Genomic DNA, 19,270 nt, shown 5'->3' with positions numbered 1-19,270 from the left:
GGAGCACTCCCATGGCACAGGTCACGTACGAAGGAGCAACCAAGCTCTACCCGGGATCGGACGTCGCGGCAGTCGAATCGCTCGACCTCGCCATCGAGGACGGCGAGTTCCTGGTGCTCGTCGGCCCGTCCGGCTGCGGCAAGTCCACCTCGCTGCGGATGCTCGCCGGGCTGGAGGACGTCGACTACGGTGCCATCAAGATCGGTGACCGTGACGTCACCTCACTGGCGCCCAAGGAACGCGACATCGCGATGGTGTTCCAGAACTACGCGCTGTACCCGCACATGACCGTCGCCAAGAACATGGGCTTCGCACTGCAGATCTCGGGAATGGACAAGGCGGAGGTGGGTCGTCGCGTCGAGGAGGCTGCGAAGATTCTCGACCTCACCGACTATCTGGGCCGTAAACCCAAGGCGCTCTCCGGAGGTCAGCGTCAGCGTGTGGCGATGGGACGCGCCATCGTGCGGAACCCGCAGGTGTTCCTCATGGACGAGCCGTTGTCCAACCTCGATGCCAAACTCCGCGTGCAGACCCGCACCCAGATCTCGCTGCTCCAGCGCAGGCTCGGCACCACCACCGTGTACGTCACTCACGACCAGGTGGAGGCGATGACGATGGGTGATCGCGTGGCGATCATGAAAGCCGGCGTGCTGCAACAGTGCGCCAGTCCGAAGGAGCTCTACGAGCGACCGGTCAATGCCTTCGTCGCAGGTTTCATCGGCTCACCCGCGATGAACCTGTTCGACGTGGACGTCGTGGCAGGCACTGCGAAGCTCGGATCGCTGTCGGTGCCGATCGAGCGTTCGATCGCCGACCGCATCGACGGCAGCCGAGTGACTATGGGCGTGCGCCCGGAAGCGTGGACGCTCTCCGATTCCGGTACCGACATCGTGGTCGACGTCGTCGAGGAGCTCGGGGCGGACTCCTACATCTACGGCCGCACCGCCGAGGACGCGTCTAATCTGGGAACCGTCGGGGCGCAGATCGTCGCCCGCATTCCTGATATCGCGGCCCCGTCGCAGGGTGATGTCATCCGAATCGCCCCGCGCGCCGAGACGGTGCACTACTTCTCGACCACGACGGGATTGAATCTGCGCCCCTGAGCGGTCGCTGATCCGAAACGGAGGGGTATCTGTGACGGTTCACTCGACACTGGTCGCCCCTTCGCATGATCTGCGGGACGCCTGGCTGGACTGTCGTATCGAATGGGGTCCGGGCCTCCACGAGGATGGTTTCGGGTTGACGACCGACGACGATGTCGGGTCCGCACGGGGCTTTTCGGACTGGGTCGATCGGCTTCGGAGCGACGCCGAGTGCACGTACCGCTGGATAGTGGAGGGCGAACGTGTATTGGGCGGCGTCGCACTCAGACACGACGGCCACGAGCTTGCCGACCGTTTCGGACACATCGGCTACGGGGTTCGCCCGTCCGAACGAGGTCGGGGAGTTGCCTCCTGGGCAGTACGCGAGGTGCTGAGGCTCGCCGCAGACTCGGGCATGACCCGGGTGGCGGGGGTATGCGAGGTGGGCAACGCGGCCTCGACAGCGACCCTGGAGCGAGCTGGGGGCCAACGTGTCGACTGCATCGGGTCGGCTGTTCGCTTCTGGATTCCCGTGCCCTGAAGAATCGGGTGCAGTCGACCGCGCTCAGCGCGGTCCAGTGCACCCGATTTTCTCCGCTTGACCCTCACACTGTGTGAGACGAGAACCTCGGAGGGTCATGTTCAGCATCGGAGAGTTCGCATCGATCGGCCGGGTGTCGGTTCGCATGCTTCGGCATTACGACGAGATCGGGTTGTTGACGCCGGCGCGGGTGGATCGGTTCACGGGCTATCGCTCGTACGACGGTTCGCAGTTCGAGGTTCTGGGACGCATTCTCGTGTTCAAGGACCTCGGGTTCAGGCTCGACGAGGTGACGCAGATCGTGCACGGCGAGGTCGACGGTGATCGGCTACGCGAGATGCTCGCCGCCAAACGCACTGATGTCGCGCGTCGACTCGATCTCGACGCGGCTCGTCTGCGTCGTATCGATGCGCGACTCTCCCACACCGAAGGGATGTCGATGATCACCGTGGACACCAAAACATTGCCGGCCACCCGTATCGCTCTCGTCAGCGAGACCGCCGCCGGGTTCGGGCCGGAGAACATCGGCCCGGTCATCGGCCCGATGTACGCCCGACTCGCCCAGACGCTCGCCGGGCACGGCGTGACGTTCGGGCCATCGTCGATCGCCATGTACGAGGCCGTCGACGACGGGGACGGCACCGGCATCACCGTCCATGCCGCATTCGAGGTGGGGCCCGAGGTGGTGGCCGGTGAGGGCTACGAGGTTCGCGAGCTACCGCCCGTCGAGCTCGCGGTGACCACCGTCCACCACGGTTCGATGGCGACGATCGGCGAGACCTGGGAGCAGTTCACGGCATGGATCGAGGCCAACGGCTACGAACTCTCCGGCGTCTGCCGGGAGTACTACCTGGTGTCCGAGCCGCAGCCGCAGGAGAATTGGGTGACCGAACTGCAACAGCCGGTGGTTCGACGTCAGGACGCCTGAGCGAACTCCACGAGGGCGGTGCACTGGCAACCGCCGGTGACCTCCTCGCATTCGAGCACCAGGAAGTGGCGAACGTACTCGAGATCCACGCAGTCCGGCTCCGTGCATTCCGCACCGCCGACCGCGTGGATCACGAGTGTGCCGTTGCAAGTATCGAAGCGTGCGGACATGCGAATCCCTTTCTGTCGTCTCTCTGTACATCCTTGATATCACCGGGCTCCGACAAGTTCGGGAGAAGACCAGCGTGTTCGACGCCTGAGCTGGGTAGCGGCCATCACCGTCAGAGCCGGAATCCAGGCGTATCCGAGGGCGGTCCTGATGAGCGTCCGGTCGCCCAGCCACGCTCCGGCCGACACCAGCACCACAGCCCATACGACTGCGGCCAGCAGGCTGAGCACCACGTATTCGCGGTGCCGCAGTGAGGAGGTCGCCACGAGTCGGGGCGCGATGGTGCGGATACCCCCGATGAGGTGTCCGGCGGTGGCGACAGCGCGTGGCCGTGATCGTGCCTGTGTGGTCAGCCCCAGGACGACCCTCATCACCGCGGCCGGCAGCGCTGACTCCGCTCGCCCGAGACCCAACACCGTCTCGGTGCGGCGACTGTGCCAGAACGCCCACTGCGCACCCATGCTCGACGCCACCGCCGCGGTGATGACGGCAGGCAGCCACGGCACCACGCCGATCGACGTCAGCACCCCGAGCGTGATCGGGACACTGTTTCCTGGTGTGAAGAGACCGAGCAACGACGCGGACTCGAATGCCAGCAGTACGAAGACGACGGCGAAGACGACCCACACGGGCACGGACGACAACCGGTCCACATCGAGGATGTTCAGGTTCATACCTGTCGAATCTCGTCGTCCGTGCCGTGGAAAACACCACGATCGACCCACGGATCGACGGTAGGGCCAGCCCTACCTCGGGCCGTGGGTTCACAGTGCCGACAAGCCGACAACACCCGACTTAGGCTGATCCGCATGAACGAGGCACTACCGATTCCCCTGAATCCGCTCAGGGCATGGATATCGCCGCACTGGTGGCTGGCGGTGGCATCGCTGCTGGTGTCGACGCTCGCCGGGCTGGGCGGCTGGATGATCCTGGGACTGCTGGTACTGGCGGTGTGCGCATTGCCCTTTGCGCTCAGCGGAGTGCTCGTGTTCGCCCTGACGATAGTGGCGCTGCGGTGGATGGACCGTGCAGCGCGCGCCGGAATCGGTTTCACCGGTGGAGTTCTCATCGAGGGCCCTGACGTGACCGTGTACCCGACCAGTTGGCGCACGTTCGTCTGGTGCCTCCGCGACATCGGTTTGTGGAAGTCACTGTGCTATTGGCTCGTTCGCATTCCGGTCTCGGCCGTACTGCTGTTCTTGCTGCCGGCGCTCTTCGTGGCCCTGCCCGTTCTTGCGGCGGCGCCGGTGGCCTGGATAGTGACGAACCCGGTCGCCAATGAGCTCGAAATAGGCGAACGGGTGGGCTATCCGCTCGTCGCGTTGGTCGGCTTCGCCTCGCTGGTCACCCTTGTCGCGGGAGTGCCACTGCTGCTCACGGCCCTGGCGCGACTCGACTGGTGGAGTGCCGCTACCCTTCTCGGCCGATCCGAATCCAGTAGGAGAGTGGACGAATTGACGGTGAGTCGAGCTCGCGTCGTCGACGCTGCGGATGCCGAACGCCGTCGCATCGAACGCGATCTGCACGACGGGGCCCAGCAACGATTGGTATCGGTGGCAATGTCACTGGGACAGGCCAAGTCGCGCGTCGCGTCGACCGGTGATGCGGTCCTGAAGGAATTGCTCGACGACGCCCACCGGGAGGCCAAGAACGCGATCGGTGAGATCCGCACCCTCACCCGCGGTCTGCACCCGCCGATCCTGACCGACCGCGGTCTCGACGCCGCGCTGTCGTCCGTCGCGGCGTTGTGTGCGGTACCAGTGACTGTTCGGATCGACCCCGCCCTCTCCGGTGATCGACGCCCGGACGCCACCGTCGAGTCGACCATCTACTTCGTCGTCTCGGAGGCCCTGACCAATGTGAGCAAGCACGCGAAGGCCGACCACGTCCGAGTCGACGTCTCGAGAGTCGAGTCAGCAGTGCGTGTCACGGTGGTCGATTACGGTTGTGGCGGAGCGTATCCGGCACCGGGAGGCGGACTGGCCGGGCTCGAGGACAGGCTCAGCGGAATCGACGGAACCCTGACCATCACGTCGCCGTCCGGCGGCCCGACGCGGCTCGAGGTGAGTGTCCCGTGCGAGTGATCATCGCCGACGATTCGGTTCTGTTGCGAGAGGGTGTCGCTCGCCTGTTGGTCGACACCGGAGCGGACGTGATCGGGAAGGTGGCCGATGCGTCGGAACTGCTCGCGGCCATGTCTGCCGCCGATCCGCTTCCTGATGTCTGCGTGATCGACGTGCGCATGCCGCCGACCTTTCTGGACGAAGGTCTGCGCGCAGCGCTGGTCATTCGCCAACGGTGGCCCGCTGTCGGTGTTCTCGTGCTCTCGCAGTACGTGGAGGAACGGTACGCAGCCGAGCTCATCCGGCAGAGCACGGACGGCGTGGGGTACCTGTTGAAGGACCGGGTGGCCGACGTCGACGAGTTCGCCGATGCCGTGCGGACCGTTGCCACCGGCGGAACCGTCATCGATCCAGAAGTGGTGCAGCAGATTCTGGCTCGGGCCCCACGATCGGATCCACTCGATTCGCTGACCCCTCGCGAACGGGAAGTTTTGACGGCCATGGCCGAAGGTAAGTCCAATGCCGGCATTGCGGCCGCACTGGTCGTCGGTCAGGCGGCCGTCGAGAAGCACATCGGAAACATTTTCGCCAAGCTCGGTCTGCTCGGAGACAGCGCTGACCATCGCCGCGTCATGGCCGTCCTACGATATCTGGGAGCGATCCAATGAAGAAGTCGATGTGGCGCAGTGTCGTTGCGGTTTCGGCAGCTGTCGCGGTCGTCGGCACCGCAGGAGCAGCCACGGCGGCCACCGTCGCCGTCGGCTTCACCACGCCGAAGATGCAGTCCTTCGATTACTCCGCCGACACAGCGATCGTCGGCAAGAATCTCTCCGTCACAACGCGATTCGCCCATGTGTCGGTGTCGATGAGCCCCGACTCCGACCTGCACGTTCGGGCCGACGGGTCCTACCGAGGAGATACTCCGACGGTCGACATCGGTGACGACGGCTCGACGATCGCTGTGGAATGTTCCTACCGAAAGAATGGTAGCTGCGACATCGGTCTCGAACTACGGGTACCGGCCGGATTGGTACTCGACATCGACGGATCAGCAGGCGACGTGGTGCTCACCGACGTGGACGCGCAGACTTCGGTGTCCACGACCGCCGGCTCCGTGATCGCCCGAGGATCTGCCGGAACCCTGGACATAACAACCAGATTCGGCGATGTCGAGATCACCGATGCGGCTGTGTCGGCAGTCGAGGTGGACACGACGTTCGGTCTGGTCACCCTGGATTCGAGGGTGCCGCCGGACTCGATACGCATGCAGAACATGCAGGGCGACAGCATGATCGAACTCCCGGCGACAGACTTCTACGACGTCGAGGCGACGTCGGAGAAGGGAGACGTCGACATCGACGTCGTCGACGATCCGAGCTCCCCGAGGTCGGTATCGATCACCAGTGAAGAGGGCCAGATTTCGGTGCAGCGGAGATAGTTCTGGTCAGTGACTGCTGTTCAATAACTGCTGTTCAATGACTCCGACGCCAGGCGCTGAACGATCGGACCGAGGACGTGGTGGGACGCACCAGCCACGGCCACGGATGCAACTCGACCGGGGCTATGGCGTCGGCGATGCGGGAGAAGCCGGGAACGGGTGCCCAGGTGGTGGCCACGGATCGTCCGGCCAATTCGTCGGCTACTCGGCCACGACGTACCTCCAACGGGCGGGTCGACGCGATCTCACCGAGCGTCTCGGCAAGAAAGACGAGTCGCTTCCCGGAGAGCCGGAGTTTCCGCAGGAGCGGTTCGTCGAAAACGAACACGGCGGGCCGGTCGGTCTCGGCGGCCAGTGCTGGGTCTGCGGTGCCGAGCGACTCTGCTGTGATCCACACCTGTTCTGCGCCAGTACCTTCCACGTGGGCGGGGCCGGCGGGAATCGGAGCCTTGTTCAGATCGGGACCGTCGACAGTCGGCCCGAGATCGTCGTCGGGCCAGTTCTCGATGGGGCACGCGTCTTTCAGCGCGCAGTTGCGGCACAGCGCCGGTGCTCTCTTGTTCACCTGCCACCGGCTGAAGCCGTAGACCTTGCCGCTTCCGGTACCGACGGTCCATTGCCAGCCGAGGCGGTTGGCAGCGCGAGAACCGTCGAGCAGGTGGGCGAACATCTCGTCCTCACCGTCGCGCCACGTCGCCCCGGCACGGACAGCCCACTGGGAGGCCAGCCACATGCGAGTTTGGTTGACGAGCCAACCGTCCTCGTGCAATTCGCCCACCACCGAGGACATGCACTTCATCTCCTCGGGCCACGGCTGCGCGGTCCAGCCCTGCTGCCGCGGTTGCTCGCGCCGTAGCGAACGGCCGAGATCGGATCCGGTGCGCGCGTAGAGGTGGCGTGCGTACTCCTGCCACATGAGCTCGTCGCGGTACCGGGAACGGTCGCGTGGGGGAGCGTCGGCGACCGCGTCCCATACCTCTCGCAGCGTCAGCAGTCCGTGGCGGATGTACGGCGACATGCGGCTTGCGCCGCGGCGATTCACCGGTAGAACGGTGCTGCGATCGCGCGCATATCCGGTGATGTCGAGTCCGGCCAGGGCGGCATCGGCAGCGGACTGCCCGCCGCGAATGCCACCCGCCGTGACGCCATCCGGACCCTCGCGCGTCAGATCGCCCAGATGCTCGGCAACCCAGGCGACGACGTCGTCGGTGGCGAAGCCGTCGGCGATGGACGGGGGAGGGGGCAGCTCGGGCATGCCGTCGGACTTCCCCGTCGGCCCGGAAGGGAAACGCAGCTGTCAGGGGCGAGGTAGTCGGCGATGGAGGGGGTTCGACGTCGTCCTCGTCGCCGGCCGACCCTGTTGCGGTACGGACGAGACCACGGCGGGCGTGTCCGCAGTGGAGCGCGAGGCGTCGTGTGCCTTCATCGCAGCGCTGTTTCCTCTGCCGAGAGCAGGTGAGGATATCTGTCGTGCAGCTGCTTCTCCGCACTCCGGGCACGTCACCTGCGAGGGCGCGTCGGCCATGGAGAATCGCTGTTCGACGGGGGCGCAACGCTGTGCGCAGCGGAAGCTGTAAGTCGGCACGCATTCGAGAGTAGCGCGATGTGGCGCATCAGCAACGTTCCGGCACAACGTCATACAAGATTTACACGTCAGAATCGGCCGGATGCGCCAGAACGATGCAATGATCGAGGCAGGAGAATCCGCGCAACCGGAGGTGCCTCGTGCCCGAACTGCTGTTTCCGCTCGACTCGACGAAGAGTTTCACCGAACAGGAGATCGTCGGTCACAACCGATGGCATCCCGATATCCCGGCGGCGGTCACGGTCAAACCCGGCACGTCCTTTCGCGCTCATTGTCGCGAATGGTTCGACGGGGCCATCCACAACGACGATTCCGCCGAGGACATTCTGAATGCGCCGCTCAACAACGTGCATACGCTGTCCGGGCCGTTCCATATCGAGGGAGCCGAGCCCGGTGATCTGTTGATCGTCGACATCCTCGACGTCGGTCCGATCCCGCAGGAGGATTCGGGTCCGCTGGCCGGCCAGGGCTGGGGTTACACGGGAATCTTCGCCAAGGAGAACGGTGGCGGGTTCCTCACCGATCGATTCCCCGACGCGTACAAAGCGATCTGGGATTTCTCCGGGCAGACCACCACATCTCGCCACGTCCCGCACGTGAAGTACACCGGCATCACACATCCCGGTCTCATGGGGACCGCGCCCTCGGCGCAATTGTTGGCGAAATGGAACGCCCGTGAAGGTGCGCTGATCGCAACGGATCCCAACCGCGTTCCGCCGCTGGCGCTGGCTCCCGAACTCGACGGTGCGATTCTCGGATCGTTGAGCGGTGACGAATTCTCCCGTGTTGCAGGCGAAGCCGCGCGCACGGCACCGCCTCGCGAGAACGGAGGAAACCAGGACATCAAGAACCTCACCAAGGGCACCCGCGTCTTCTATCCGGTGTTCGTGCCGGGCGCGAAACTGTCGTTCGGAGACCTGCACTTCTCCCAGGGAGACGGCGAGATCACGTTCTGCGGTGCCATCGAAATGGGTGGTTTCATGGACCTGCACGTCGATCTGATCAAGGGCGGCATGGAGACCTACGGGGTGAGCGAGAACGCGATCTTCATGCCCGGCAACACGGCACCGCAGTACTCGGAATGGATTGCCTTCTCGGGTATTTCGGTGACCGTGGACGGCGAGCAGAAATATCTGGACTCCGACCTGTCCTACCAGAACGCATGTATGCATGCGATCGACTACCTCACCAAGTTCGGCTACAGCCCCGAGCAGGCGTACCTGCTGCTGGGATCGGCCCCGATCGAAGGACGCCTGTCCGGGGTGGTGGACATCCCGAACTCCTGTGCCACCGTGTACATCCCCACTGCGATCTTCGATTTCCCGATTGCGCCCTCGGCCAGCGGACCGTTCCAAATCGACCCGGGAATGGGAGCGCCGAGAGCGCAATTCTGATCGACTTCGCTTGATATGTCGCAACTGTGGATGCTCGAGGACATGGAACCGAGGCCCGACGAGCCTGCCGTAGGCACGGTGTTCACGCCCACGACACTATGTGCGTCATCCGACAGGATGGACCTACCCGTCGAGGTGTGCAGTGAGGTCCCCGCTCGCATAGAGGCCGTCACGACCGATGGTCGGACGGAGTGGGTGGCCCACCTCGGCGACGGCTTCACCACGATGATGGGCGACGGCAGCATGGTCGGGGACGTGATGTTGCACGGCTGCCTGGTGTGGGACAGGTACCTGTGGTTGGACTTCAGGACGAGTCCGCAGGGCAGCCTCCGGATCCTGGATCGGCCCGGCGTAATCGCTCAGCGCGAGGATTGGATCGCGACTCAACACTCAGGCGTTTTCAGCGTGATCCCATCCGGTGCGATGGAGTACTACCAAAGTGGTTCGATGTCAATAGGATTCGGAGTCCGACGAAAGGCATCGGTGGTCGAGACCGTTGTATCGGGTGGCTGAGTCATCGCAGTCGTTGCGCTGGTCGTAGTTCGTAGTGACTATCCGGTCGACAATGACAGGCCGCGAAATGGATGCATTATTGCATCGAATGCATTACTGTATCGAAAATGAACGGCAATGGGAGCTCGAGCCTGCACGGTGCGGCACTACCCGCGGACATCAACGCGGCAGGTGAACCGAGAGATCGCCATGTCGTATTCGACCTCCATGGGCATGCGGTGGACGTCGCACCGTGGATCGTTCGTAAAGCGTTCGAGCTGGCGCCCGGGATGGATCCATCGTTCGAGTTGGAATGCCTGTCCTCGTCCGGCATCGATGCGATGGTGGCATGCGTGCTGGGTGACCCGCTCGGAACAGTGTGGAGACGACCGCGGGATCGGTGGGGGGCGGTCAAGCAACAGTTCGACTCCGTGCAACGACAGGCCGAGACCGCCGGTGCGGTAGTTGTTCGACACCGCTCCGAGTTCGAGAGCGCGCGCGCGAGGCGACGTCCCGCGATCGTTCTGGGAGTGGAAGGCGCGGACATCCTCGGACCTGATCTCGAGCGTGTCACGTGGCTTCACGACCGCGGTGTTCGGATGGTGGGGCTCGTGCACTACTCGGACAATGCACTGGGCACCATCGGGACCACTGTGTGCGGTCAGCCCCGAAGTCGGCGAGTGCGGCGCGGAACCCGATCCGCGGGTCTGACGAACCTGGGCCGAGAGGCGATCCGCCGAATGAATTCGCTCGGAATTCTGGTCGATGTCGCCCACGCCGACCAGTCGACAACCATGGCAGCGTGTGAAACCTCCAACGCTCCGATTGTGGCGTCACACACCGGAGTTGCCGCACTCGACGATCTGGCACGCTACATCACCGACGCCGAAATCAAGGCTATCGCCGCCACCGGAGGCCTCATCGGACTGTGGCCGTTTCGCCTCGGCGCGCGCGGCATGGCCGACGCTCGGGCGTTCGCTCACCATGCCGCCCATATTGCCGATCTCGTCGGGGTCGAACACCTCGGCATCGGAACCGATGCCAACGGCGGTCCGTCCACGATGGCGGAATATGCAGGGCCACAGGATCATTCGATCCTTCGTACCGGTCTGAGCAAGTCGGGGTTCAGCGACGAAGATTGCGCCCTGATCATGGGCGGCAACGCGCTGCGGGTCTTCACCGAGGTGTGCGGCTGACACGCGCGATCCCTTCACGTCCACGATCGATCTACCAAAGGAAGCTCATGTCTTCTTCGCCCATTCCGATATTCACGCCGAATGCACCGCCACCGGCCGGGCCCTATTCACAAGCAGTGCGGTTCGGCAGCTCGATTCAGGTATCGGGCCAGCTCGGATTCGACCCGATCGACTTCTCTCTGGGCCCCGATGTGTTCACGCAGACCACGCAAGCCCTGCAGAACATCTCCGCCATCCTGCACGCAGCGGGAGCCGCGCTCGGTGACGTCGTGATGATCCGCGTCTACCTGAGTGAGTTGTCGGACTTTCCGAAGCTGAACGAGGCGCTGGCACCGTGGTTTCCGCAGGGCGGGGTCGCACGAACAACGGTCCAGGTAACTCTGCCCCCCAACGTCTTCGTCGAAATCGACGCGATGGCCGTTTCCTCTTCGATTACGGAGCCCTCATGAAAGTCCACCACCTCAATTGCGGCACCATCACTCCCCCCGGTGGCCCCCTGGTCGACGGTGTGAGCAGGTGGCTCTCCCGGGGCCGCGCGGTGTGTCACTGCTTGCTGCTCGAAACCTCGAGCGGGCTGGTTCTGGTCGACACCGGCATCGGAACGCATACCATCGAAACCCCGAACAGCTCTGTCGAGCGAGCATTCGTCCGTGCGCTGCACCCGGTGCTCGATCCACGCGAAACGGCACTCGCACAAATCAAGGCACTGGGCTTCGACGCCAGCGACGTACGAGACATCGTGCTCACTCATCTCGACATCGACCATATCGGTGGACTTCCCGACTTCCCCAACGCCGCTGTGCATCTGAGCAGCAACGAATACGAAGCTCTGCAACACCCACGGACCTGGTTCGAACGGCGGCGCTACCTCGGTCAGCCGGCGCTGGAACACAATCCGCGGTGGGTTGCGCACGCCAGTTTCGGTGACCCATGGATGGGCTTCGAAGGCGCGCAACTGATCGAAGGCGTCGACGACATCGTGCTGATACCCCTCTACGGCCACACCGCCGGCCACATCGGGATCGCTGTTGCCACCGAAACCCCCACCGGGCCTCGATGGCTGCTCCACGGCGGCGACAGTTTCTCGTATCACGGGCAACTCGAAACACCCGCTCGATACCCGTTCGGTCTACGAATGTTCGACACCGCGTTACAAGCCGACAAGAAACTACGACTGCACAACATCGAACGCCTACGAGAGCTCGAGCGTCGAAGCGATGTCTATGTCTTCGCGGCGCACGACGCGCACGCATTCGACCGTCTCGCCCTACATGGGTCACAACGTTGAGGGGCACCCGGGCGATCCTGCGCGAGAAGGGCGATGACTCCGAAGTCCCTTCCGTGGCGATCGTCGGCGCGGGTGCCATCGCGGGGGCGATGTCGTTGTGGCTGCAGGGTGCCGGCCATCGAGCTCCGCTGGTCTGTGCACGCACCCCGTTCGACTCCTTCACGGTGGCCGGTGATGGTTCCGGACATGACACCCTCACCCGATGCCCGGTTACCGTCATCACAACCCCGGCTGATGCTGTCGTTGTCGACTGGGTCTTCATCACCGTGAAAGCCCATGACACTGCTTCCACGAAACCGTGGCTCGACGCGCTTATCGGACCCGACTCCATCGTCGTGGTCCTACAGAACGGGGTCGATCATCTCGACCGGTTGACACCGCTCACTGGTTCGGCAGAGGTCCTACCGGCGCTGGTCTACGCCGCCGCCGAGCGCACCGCGCCTGCCACTGTCCGTCTGCGACTCGGTGCCAGCCTGGCAGTACCGAACACGGCGGCCGGGCGCTCGTTCGCCGAACTGATGTCCGGAGGCGTTCACGTCACCACCTCCGATGACTTCCTCACCGATTCCTGGCGCAAGCTGATGGTCAACATCGGTGCCAGTCCGATCACCGCCCTGACACTGCGGCATGCAGGCGTCCTACGCGAGGCGCGTGTCGAACGCCTCTGTGCGAGGCTGCTGTCCGAAGCGTGCAGTGTCGGCAATGCAATCGGAGCGCACCTCACCGACACAGACGTGGCCAACGTGATGGGGCTGTACCGCTCGTACCCCGACGAAGTCGGTAGCAGCATGCTCGACGACCGACTGGCAGGCCGCCCTGTCGAATCCGAGCTCCTGTTCGCAGCCCTGATCCAAGCCGCACTCGAGCACGACATCGACGTCCCGATCGCGGAAACCCTCTACGCGCTCACCTCGGCAGCTCACCCACCCCGTGGCGCGCGCTAGCCGCGACCGATCGATCCGCCTCGATGTCGGTGTTCTTCAGGTCGACGCGGGCAGAAGCAACCCGGCCACCACCGAGGGGACCAACTGTCGTTCCAAATCCCCCCCCGCGTCTGTCGGGCCCCGCTCTGTCAGGCTCTGACTGAGCAACCCGTCGCTCAGCGCCATAAGCAGACGCGCCAGGTCCTCGTGCGAGATCTTAGCGACCCAACCGGTTCGCTCGAGTAAAGCGGAGAGCGACGTGGCCATTGTCTTGCGCAAATGTGCATCACGCCGGGCGAGTTCCTCTCCGGCCTCTCGACTGCGGATCGCGTACAGAGTGAACTCAGTGGTCAACAGGAACCACTTCTGCTGCCATACGTTGTGCTGAGCCATCACCTCGGTGATGACTGCGATCGGGTCGGTACTGGCGGTAGCCGATTCAACAGCAGCCGAGAACCTGGCGTCCCGATGTTCCGATTGCCGGGCGAACAAAGCAAAAAAGAGCTCGTCTTTATGTTTGAAATTCGAGTAGAACGCCCCACGCGAGTAACCAGCAGCGGCGCAGATGTCTTCGATCGATGGGGCTCCGAATCCGCGCTCGGCGAATACGTCGGCGGCGGCGTCGAGGAGGCGACTGAGCGTCTCGCGACGCCGCTTCGTGATTCCGGTCGGCACAGTCCTCCTGTCTTCTGGCCAGGCTGAGCCGGCCGTGTTGCGTGACAATACTGCCGAGAATCCAGACTAGCTGTATTGCGGGTCCGCGGCCCGCAGCCCGGCCGGAGACGATGCAGCCCGAGGCCGCGTAGACGGCACCCCATCTCTCGTACCCCACACTCGACGTAGGCGCGTGCCTGTTGCCGCTACCAAGGATGCTGGCGAAGTGGTTGTCCCACAACTGTGTAGGGGTCCTCTGGTCTACAGCAACGACGCTACGGCCGGCTTCCAACAGGCGATCGGCCGCAACCAGCCCTGCGCCGCCACCGATCGTGTCCGTATCTGTGACCTTTGTCGAGCTGGCAAGCATTCCGGCAAACACTAGACGATACGATACTGCATTCGATACAGTAATGTATCTAAGGGAGGATTCGCCATGCTCGTGATGTTGTTGCCGGAGTCCGATTACGACCCCACCGAGGCTGCAGTGCCGTGGTCGGCGCTGCACGACCGCGGGATCGATGTGCGGTTCGCGACCCCTTCCGGCCGCGTCGCGCATGCGGATCGAAGACTGACCCACGACGGGTTCTCGGTTCTCTCGCCTGTTCTCATGACACGGGCCGATGGGTTGGCCGCCTACGACCGGATGCGCCGCAACCGGCATTTCCTTTCGCCCATGAGCTATTCGGATGTCGACCACAGGGACGTCATCGGAGTTTTCGTCCCGGGTGGACATGCACCCGGGATGAAATCGATGCTCGAGTCGCCTGCTGCGCAGGACATCTTCGGCCGAGCGTTGCTTGCGGGTCAGCCGGTGGGCGCGGTATGTCACGGGGTGCTCCTGGCTGCGCGCGCGGTCGATCCCGACACCGGACATTCGGTCCTCTACGACCGCCACACCACGGCCGTCACGGCCCTCCAGGAATTGTCGGCATTCAACGTGACCCGACTTTGGCTGGACCGCTACTACCGCACCTACCCCACGACGGTTCAAGCCGAAGTGACTGCAGCACTTCAACATCCATCTCAGTTCCATCGAGGCCCGATAGTCACCCGTCGTGACAGCCCGTCACATCCGACGCGGGGTTACACCGTCAGAGATCGAAACTACATTTCTGCCCGCTGGCCCGGCGACTGTCATCGCCTCGCCGCCGAATACCGAGACCTCGTGACGACATTGGCCTAGCAACGTTTCTGTCCACCGCAACGACCACCCCGGAGGGGTTATATGTCAAGAACTGTCACACCGCCTGCGCTCGTACCCGAGACGCCTTACGAGCACGGGATATCGGTGCTGCCTGCCGACCATCTCGATCGGACATGGCATGGAAGGCCTTTGTGGCGCTGGGGTTCACACTCCGTACAGCCCCATATCGGGTTGCGGGGCAACACAATCCGATCGTTCGCTGTGCTCGTAGCGGTCGTTACCGTGGTTGCCGCAAGTGCACCGAGCGCGTTCGCTGCCCCGCCGTCGGGGTACGACGATCTGCTCGATGTCTGGCCCACTGCTGTGCCGCCCGCCCAGTGTCGGGCCGATGACCGAATCGAGACCGGTGTGCAGGGCGAGGTCCCACTGGCCGACCGAGACAGTGGTCGAAGCCGCCTGGGATACAACTGCAACATCGATCTGGTCGGACAGTTGCAGAACGAGGGCGCGGGCATCACCAGCGCCTCGTACCGCCAGTGCACCTATACGGGCACGAGTTTCCCAACAAACTTTCTCGACGGAAGTACTGCCGGCATCAGCGTGATCGACGCCACCGACCCTGCCCGCCCCACGCGCACCGCGGTGCTGAACGAGCCTGCGGCGCTCGGTGGGACGTGGGAATCGCTGAAAGTCAACGAAGCTCGCGGATTGTTGGTCGGGACCTCCGTCGGCGTGATCGAAGGAGCCGGCTACATCTCGGTGTACGACATCGCGACCGACTGCGCGCACCCGCGCCTACTCAATCCCGGTGCCGGCACCCAACTGAACATGCCGATACCCATCACGACACACGAGGGGGAGTTTTCTCCGGATGGCAACACCTACTGGGCATCCGGCGTGGGGCCCGGCTACATCAGCGCTGTCGATCTGACCGATCCGAGCAGCCCCATGGTGGTCTGGAGCGGCATTACCGGGATCTCTGCCCACGGGATGGGATTCAGTCCGAACGGCAACACCATGTATCTGTCGAACCTGGCGGGCCTCACCGTGATCGATGTGTCGGCGATCCAGAACCGTGAGCCACGGACTGTTGTCACGCAGCTGGCACCGCACATCGGCCAGAAGTTCTGGGCCGACGGGCAGATCACCCAGCACTCCATCTTCGTCATGTATGACGGTAAGCCCCATGTGTTCTCGATGGACGAGGCCGGATCCGGCGGTGCCAAACTCTTCGACGCCTCCGACTCTGCGAATCTCATGCAGCGCAACGCCATCAAGCTCGCCATCAATCTGCCCGAGAACCAAACCCGAGCCATCGGCAGCGCGTCGGGCAACGGGCCGTTCGCCTACGAGTCGCACTACTGCTCGGTGGATCGCCCGATCGATCCGCAGCGAATGGCCTGCGGTTGGGTCCAGTCGGGGGTCCGAGTGTTCGACATCAGTGATCCCGACCGATTCCGCGAGATCGGGTACTTCAACCCTCCGGCGCAGGTCGGAAAGTCGTTCGACACCCTGAGTAACTCGATCCATGCAGGACTTGCCAATGTCGTTGCGCCCCCGATTCTCGGCGGTGCCGCTCTGGGCCGCGCGATACTCCAGGGCCAAGCCCCGTTGACCGGCGTGATCAACGACCGGTCCCGGCTGGTCGGTGTCGATATGACTGCGGACTGGTGCATGTCGCCCCCGCAGTTCCGTGGCGACCTGCTCTACGTGACGTGTTCGGACAACGGATTCCTGGCGCTGCGCATCGCCCCCAGTGCTGGGGAACAATGATGAAGAGGCGGGTTCGGCTGCTGAGCACGGTCCTCGTTACGGCGGTGGTGGCGTTGACCGTAGGGGTGATGATCGGCCGAGCCGGAGACGCTGCCGATCCGCCGTCGTTGAGCCGCGTAGATATCGGTTTTGCTCAGGACATGCTCGCTCACCACCAACAGGCCCTGGCCATCATCGGGCAGCTGTCGCCGAATGCAGCACCCGAGATTCGCGCTGTGGCCGATCAGATTTCGAGAACGCAGCTCGCCGAGACCGGGCAACTCCGCGGCTGGTTACAGGCCACCGGCAATCCAGAACAGTCGCCGACCCCGATGGCCTGGATGTCCCCGCACGGTCACCATCCGAGCGCTCACACGGCAAGTGGCGCGATGCCGGGCATGGCCACCGATGCCGAACTCACGGCGCTTCATTTCACCGACGGCGTCGCCAACGAGAAAAGCTTCTTGCAGTTGATGATTCGACACCACCAGGGCGGAATCCAGATGACCCAGGAGGTGCGCGAGCATGGCCACAGCCGATCGGTCACCACCACCGCCACTCAGATGCAGGACGATCAGAGCAACGAAGTGGACCTCATGGTCACGTTCCTCACGCAACTCGGTGGTTCGCCGCTCTCGTTCGATCACGGCGGGTGAAACCCGGATCGTAGCTGGCAGATCGTGCCGCGGGTCCTGGTAGATGCAGAAGGATTCGCTCCACAGGCGTAGCCAACCGAACTGGGAATGTATGTTCGAATACTTGTCGGTGGGTCGCGATAGATTCTGTTCATGCTTTCGGGGGACGGCGGATCAGGGGTGGACGGCATCGATACGGTGCCGCCCGCCCCTGACGTGTCCGATCCGGACTTGTCTGCACTGGTAGCCGCAGTGGAATCCGCGGTCGCCGAATTGGCCGGTCAGGCGTCGGTGTCGTGGACGAATGCCGACCGGCGTGCGGTGATCCAACGGATGGAAACCCTGACCCGATCGCTGTCGGCGTACTCGTATACCTGGCTCAACGAACTGATCGCTCAACACGGCCTCGATGTGTATGCGGGTTCGGTGCCGTCGTCGGTGGCGTGGATGCTGCGGATCACCCCACACGCCGCGGGTGCTCGGGTGCGTCTGGCTGCGGAATTGGGCGACCGCACTTCCTTCTCGGGCGAAGTTCTGCCGCCGTTGCTGCCGCACACCGCTGCTGCCTTGCGGGCGGGGTTGCTCGACGCCAAGCATGTGCAGATGATCCGCGAGTTCTTCCGCCATCTGCCCTCGAGTGTCGACCCGCAGACGCGGGAGCGAGCCGAAGAGCAATTGGTGGGTTTCGCCTCGACCAGACGGCCCGACGACTTCGCACCGTTGGTGGCGAACCTGGATTCGATCCTCAACCCCGACGGCGACCACGACGACGAAGATGACGAAGATGACGAAGACGGGAAGCCGAGGCCGCGGAAGCGACGGGATGCGTTCTTCTACCTCGGTGAACAAGGTGCCGACGGGATGTCGGAAGGAAAATTCTGCGTCGACCCCGAACTACGGGCCTACCTCGAAGCCCTGTTCTCCAAAGCCGCGAAACCCGGAGTCAACAACCCCGCCGACCCGACATCGGTCGTCCACGACGAAACCGACGGCGACGACAACGGCGGCGACGACAACGGCGGCGACGACAACGGCGGCGAAGGCAGCGGCGGGGACGGCAGCGCCCCTGCGCCGCAACCCGAGTCGACGCCCAGCGATGCAGGGTCGAGTGATGCAGGGTTGTGGGACACCACCGACTGCGACGGTGACGGCGAATGCGGCGAGGGTGCCGACTGTGGTTGCGGCACAGAGTCGAACGACACCGACGACCCCGACGACACTGCAGGCGCTACTGAACCCGGCGGGCCCTTCGGATCCGATACCGGTGGCGACGACACCGCGGACAAGACAGCCGAGCGGGATGCTGCCGCCGCTCGTGATGTCCGCACCCAACGCGAACGCCACCACGACGCACTGAAACTGGCACTGCGGCACACCCTTGCCTCCGGGACCCTCGGCACCCACCGAGGCCTACCCGTCACCGCCATCGTCACCATGACCCTGAAAGATCTCGAAGCCGGCTGCGGATACGCCATGACCGGCACCGGATCCCGCGTCTCGATCCGCGACGCGATCCGCATGGCCTCCCACGCCCACCACTACCTGACGATCTTCGACGACAACGGCAGAGCTCTCTATCTGGGCCGTTCCAAACGCATCGCCTCCGCCGACCAACGCATCGTGCTGATCGCCCGAGACCGCGGCTGCAGCTTCCCCTCCTGCACCCGTCCCGCCACCTGGTGCCAAGCCCACCACGTCACCGACTGGATCGACGGCGGCAACACCGACATCGACGGACTCACCTTCGGCTGCGACATGCACCACGCACTCGTCGGCACCGGACCAGGAAAATGGACCACCACCAAAACCGTAGCAGGACATCGCTACCCGGGCCGCACCCTCTGGCATCCACCGGCGGGGATGGACCCACGCAGGCGCGGGCTCATCAACCACGCACACCACCCCGAGGAAGTCCTCTACCCACCCGACCAGCACGACGACACCGGGGACGAGGAACCACGACAACCCGCATGACGACCCACAC

Annotated in this window: 21 protein-coding genes; 16 read left to right on the top strand and 5 right to left on the bottom strand. The window is 64.0% G+C overall.

Annotated features, from left to right (window positions below; translation table 11 throughout):
* Positions 1-11 precede the first annotated feature (11 nt).
* The 3 genes from CH302_RS11905 (at position 12) to CH302_RS11895 (ending at position 2,551) form a co-directional block, all read left to right on the top strand.
* Positions 12-1,103, top strand: coding sequence for an ABC transporter ATP-binding protein (locus CH302_RS11905; RefSeq protein ID WP_037195464.1), 1,092 nt, complete (start codon positions 12-14; stop codon positions 1,101-1,103).
* A 136-nt stretch (positions 1,104-1,239) separates the two neighbouring features.
* Complete coding sequence (locus CH302_RS11900; RefSeq protein WP_176460693.1) at positions 1,240-1,623, top strand: GNAT family N-acetyltransferase; 384 nt, start codon at positions 1,240-1,242, stop codon at positions 1,621-1,623.
* Positions 1,624-1,720: 97 nt separating this feature from the next.
* Entirely contained in the window at positions 1,721-2,551 is an 831-nt protein-coding gene (locus CH302_RS11895; protein ID WP_037195466.1) for a MerR family transcriptional regulator, read from the top strand.
* Here the strand turns inward: CH302_RS11895 and CH302_RS11890 are convergent.
* Entirely contained in the window at positions 2,539-2,721 is a 183-nt protein-coding gene (locus CH302_RS11890) for a hypothetical protein (RefSeq protein ID WP_032397091.1), read from the bottom strand. The genes CH302_RS11895 and CH302_RS11890 overlap by 13 nt on opposite strands.
* A gap of 39 nt (positions 2,722-2,760) precedes the next feature.
* Complete coding sequence (locus CH302_RS11885) at positions 2,761-3,393, bottom strand: hypothetical protein (RefSeq protein ID WP_037195468.1); 633 nt, start codon at positions 3,391-3,393, stop codon at positions 2,761-2,763.
* Between the two features lie 135 nt (positions 3,394-3,528).
* On the opposite strand from CH302_RS11885, the gene CH302_RS11880 reads away from it, so the two are divergent.
* Genes CH302_RS11880 through CH302_RS11870 form a run of 3 tightly spaced genes read left to right on the top strand, consistent with a single transcriptional unit; the run spans position 3,529 to position 6,220 of the window.
* The gene (locus CH302_RS11880) at positions 3,529-4,803 is read left to right on the top strand and encodes a sensor histidine kinase (RefSeq protein WP_082323855.1); all 1,275 of its coding nucleotides are present in this window, start codon (positions 3,529-3,531) and stop codon (positions 4,801-4,803) included.
* Positions 4,794-5,450 (top strand): response regulator transcription factor, encoded by a 657-nt coding sequence (locus tag CH302_RS11875; RefSeq protein ID WP_037195469.1) that lies wholly within the window; start codon positions 4,794-4,796, stop codon positions 5,448-5,450. The genes CH302_RS11880 and CH302_RS11875 overlap by 10 nt, the downstream gene beginning before the upstream one ends.
* Positions 5,447-6,220 (top strand): DUF4097 family beta strand repeat-containing protein, encoded by a 774-nt coding sequence (locus CH302_RS11870; protein WP_037195470.1) that lies wholly within the window; start codon positions 5,447-5,449, stop codon positions 6,218-6,220. The genes CH302_RS11875 and CH302_RS11870 overlap by 4 nt, the downstream gene beginning before the upstream one ends.
* Positions 6,221-6,254: 34 nt before the next feature.
* Here the strand turns inward: CH302_RS11870 and CH302_RS11865 are convergent, their stop codons facing one another.
* On the bottom strand, positions 6,255-7,475 hold the full coding sequence (locus CH302_RS11865; protein WP_037195471.1) for an FAD-binding domain-containing protein: 1,221 nt from the start codon (positions 7,473-7,475) through the stop codon (positions 6,255-6,257).
* Between the two features lie 42 nt (positions 7,476-7,517).
* Positions 7,518-7,859 (bottom strand): FmdB family zinc ribbon protein, encoded by a 342-nt coding sequence (locus CH302_RS11860; protein ID WP_082323856.1) that lies wholly within the window; start codon positions 7,857-7,859, stop codon positions 7,518-7,520.
* Between the two features lie 86 nt (positions 7,860-7,945).
* Between CH302_RS11860 and fmdA the strand changes: the two genes are divergently transcribed.
* The 6 genes from fmdA to CH302_RS11830 all read left to right on the top strand — a co-directional run bounded on the left by fmdA (position 7,946) and on the right by CH302_RS11830 (position 13,119).
* On the top strand, positions 7,946-9,199 hold the full coding sequence (gene fmdA, locus CH302_RS11855) for a formamidase (RefSeq protein WP_037195472.1): 1,254 nt from the start codon (positions 7,946-7,948) through the stop codon (positions 9,197-9,199).
* Positions 9,200-9,241: 42 nt separating this feature from the next.
* Positions 9,242-9,712 carry a hypothetical protein gene (locus tag CH302_RS11850; protein WP_230596511.1) on the top strand — a complete coding sequence of 157 codons (471 nt, stop codon included), beginning with the start codon at positions 9,242-9,244 and terminating at the stop codon, positions 9,710-9,712.
* Positions 9,713-9,819: 107 nt separating this feature from the next.
* The gene (locus CH302_RS11845) at positions 9,820-10,887 is read left to right on the top strand and encodes a dipeptidase (RefSeq protein WP_052048081.1); all 1,068 of its coding nucleotides are present in this window, start codon (positions 9,820-9,822) and stop codon (positions 10,885-10,887) included.
* Positions 10,888-10,934: 47 nt separating this feature from the next.
* Positions 10,935-11,336, top strand: coding sequence for a RidA family protein (locus CH302_RS11840; RefSeq protein WP_037195474.1), 402 nt, complete (start codon positions 10,935-10,937; stop codon positions 11,334-11,336).
* Positions 11,333-12,175 carry an MBL fold metallo-hydrolase gene (locus tag CH302_RS11835; RefSeq protein WP_037195475.1) on the top strand — a complete coding sequence of 281 codons (843 nt, stop codon included), beginning with the start codon at positions 11,333-11,335 and terminating at the stop codon, positions 12,173-12,175. Before CH302_RS11840 ends, CH302_RS11835 begins: the two co-directional genes overlap by 4 nt.
* 53 nt (positions 12,176-12,228) lie before the next feature.
* Entirely contained in the window at positions 12,229-13,119 is an 891-nt protein-coding gene (locus CH302_RS11830; RefSeq protein ID WP_037195763.1) for a 2-dehydropantoate 2-reductase, read from the top strand.
* Between the two features lie 36 nt (positions 13,120-13,155).
* On the opposite strand, the gene CH302_RS11825 is transcribed toward CH302_RS11830, so the two are convergent.
* A complete protein-coding gene (locus CH302_RS11825; protein ID WP_037195477.1) occupies positions 13,156-13,773 on the bottom strand; it encodes a TetR/AcrR family transcriptional regulator in 618 nt (205 codons plus the stop codon).
* Between the two features lie 415 nt (positions 13,774-14,188).
* Between CH302_RS11825 and CH302_RS11820 the strand changes: the two genes are divergently transcribed.
* The 4 genes from CH302_RS11820 to CH302_RS11805 all read left to right on the top strand — a co-directional run bounded on the left by CH302_RS11820 (position 14,189) and on the right by CH302_RS11805 (position 19,260).
* Positions 14,189-14,938 carry a type 1 glutamine amidotransferase domain-containing protein gene (locus tag CH302_RS11820; protein ID WP_037195479.1) on the top strand — a complete coding sequence of 250 codons (750 nt, stop codon included), beginning with the start codon at positions 14,189-14,191 and terminating at the stop codon, positions 14,936-14,938.
* A gap of 243 nt (positions 14,939-15,181) precedes the next feature.
* A complete protein-coding gene (locus CH302_RS11815; protein ID WP_230596512.1) occupies positions 15,182-16,672 on the top strand; it encodes an LVIVD repeat-containing protein in 1,491 nt (496 codons plus the stop codon).
* Positions 16,672-17,307, top strand: a complete 636-nt coding sequence (locus CH302_RS11810; RefSeq protein ID WP_176460691.1) for a DUF305 domain-containing protein — start codon at positions 16,672-16,674, stop codon at positions 17,305-17,307. The genes CH302_RS11815 and CH302_RS11810 overlap by 1 nt, the downstream gene beginning before the upstream one ends.
* Before the next feature lie 132 nt (positions 17,308-17,439).
* Complete coding sequence (locus tag CH302_RS11805; RefSeq protein ID WP_094649950.1) at positions 17,440-19,260, top strand: HNH endonuclease signature motif containing protein; 1,821 nt, start codon at positions 17,440-17,442, stop codon at positions 19,258-19,260.
* The last annotated feature ends 10 nt before the right edge of the window (positions 19,261-19,270 follow it).

Source organism: Rhodococcus sp. 15-2388-1-1a (assembly GCF_002259145.1).
Taxonomy (GTDB): Bacteria; Actinomycetota; Actinomycetes; order Mycobacteriales; family Mycobacteriaceae; genus Rhodococcoides.
This window is presented reverse-complemented; position numbering and strand designations above follow the sequence as displayed.